The sequence below is a fragment of the Streptomyces sp. GbtcB7 genome (assembly GCF_019091445.1).
Taxonomy (GTDB): Bacteria; Actinomycetota; Actinomycetes; order Streptomycetales; family Streptomycetaceae; genus Streptomyces; species Streptomyces mirabilis.
The window spans coordinates 1-249 of sequence record NZ_JAGXJM010000458.1 but is presented as its reverse complement, the minus strand read 5'-3'; the positions used below and the strand labels follow the sequence as shown (position 1 = coordinate 249).

The following is a 249-nucleotide window of genomic DNA, read 5'->3' as shown; positions in this document are numbered from 1 at the left end:
CGGCGGCTGCGGCATCCCACGTCGCGCCCGCGCAGCCGGCGCGGGACGCACTGGCCGGTCTCGAGGTCGAAGGGGGCCGCAGCGTCACGTTCGAGGTCGACGTCGTCGGCAAGGTGGAGCGCTCCGCCACGGGGTACCGCTTCGATGCGATCACGCGGTCCCCGCCCGTCGGCGATGCCGACCGGGCGTGGTCGGCTCCCGACATCGTCCCCCGGCCCGGGCGTGCACCGGGCCCCGCCTCGGCGGCCC

1 protein-coding gene is annotated in these 249 nt (G+C 77.9%); it reads left to right on the top strand.

Annotation, left to right across the window (positions count from 1 at the left end; all coding sequences use genetic code 11):
• Window positions 1-249 (top strand): hypothetical protein (locus tag KVT44_RS56490; protein WP_217577078.1); only part of this gene is annotated, 249 nt, incomplete at both ends.